Annotated in this window: 1 protein-coding gene; it reads left to right on the plus strand. The window is 39.9% G+C overall.

Annotated features, from left to right (window positions below; all coding sequences use genetic code 11):
- Positions 1-989: SEL1-like repeat protein (locus Q0256_RS05225; protein ID WP_297960765.1), on the plus strand; the 989-nt coding region annotated here is incomplete at its 5' end.
- Between the last annotated feature and the right edge of the window lie 395 nt (positions 990-1,384).

Below are 1,384 nucleotides of genomic sequence, written 5' to 3' on the forward strand. Positions count from 1 at the left end.
GATGTTTTGGCGTTGGAATTTTATACGAAGAGGGTATGGGCGCATTACAAGACTACAAAAAAGCAAATGAATTATATTCTAAAGCTTGCGATTTAGAAATTGCCGAAGGATGTTACAATCTTGGAGTCTTACACTATTTAGGCGAAGGCATAAAACAAAATATCGAGAAAGCAAGAAACTTACTTTCTCGAGCTTGTAATCTAGGATATGGGTTAGGATGTAATGATCTAGGGGCTTTATATGAAAAACAAGATTATAAAAAAGCGACCGAACTATATTCTAAGGCCTGCGACTTAAAAAATAGCATAGCTTGCGGCAATCTGGGTGTTTTATACTACTCAGGCAAAGGAGTAAAGCAAGATTACAAAAAAGCAACCGAACTGCTTTCCAAAGCTTGCGATTTGCAAGAAGGCCGCGGATGCTACAATCTCGGGCTTTTATATGCCTCGGGCGAAGGCGTAAAGCAGGATTATAAAAAAGCGAGCGAGCTATATTTGAAAGCTTGCGATTTAAAACATGGCGAAAGCTGCCATAATCTTGGAATTTTATATGAAAAAGGGGAAGGCGTAAAACAAAGCTACCAAAAAGCGAATGAACTATACTCTAGAGCTTGTGAGTTAGAGCTTGCCCAAAGCTGCTATAATCTCGGGAATTCATATGAAAATGGTAGTGGCACAAAGCAAGACTACAAAAAAGCATATGAGTTATATTCTAATCTAGGATTAATCAATGGGTGCTACAATATGGGAGTTCTATACTATTCGGGCGAGGGCGTAGAGCGAGATTCTAAAAAAGCAAACGAGCTATTTTCGAAGGCTTGTCGCTTGGAATTTGCCGACGGTTGCTATAATCTTGGGATTTCATATTTCTATGGTGAAGGCGTAAAACAGGATACAAACACTGCAAAAAAATATTTAAATAAGGCTTGCGATTTAGGATCTCAAGTCGGTTGCGACGGATATAAAAAGTTAAATGAGCTAGGCTTTTAATTCATTTAAATTTTTAAGCCGCCCGTGGGCCTGCTTAAATTTGCGGCTTAAATTTAAAGATCTAATTTAGACTATATTCATCCGCGCGGCAGCACTAAAAGCGAGTCAAAATGCGCGGACTTAAAATTTAAACCCATTCCGCCGCGGCAGATGCTGTGTAAACGGTGCGTAAAATTTAGCGAGCGCCAATTTATGACATTCGCGCTAAAATAAAGGGATGCGTTCCGCCGCCGTTAAAATTTCAGATGAGCCGTTAATTCTTTAGGAATTTTAAAATTTTAAGCCCTTCCTTTTGCGGGTCAAAATTTCGAGCGAGCCGTTGAGGGCGAGCTACTATTTCGTAGCGCTCGCATCGAATTGCAAAAATTTCCTGATCTCCTCCATCGCCTCTTTGT

This window comes from uncultured Campylobacter sp. (genome assembly GCF_937949835.1).
Classification (GTDB): domain Bacteria; phylum Campylobacterota; class Campylobacteria; order Campylobacterales; family Campylobacteraceae; genus Campylobacter_B.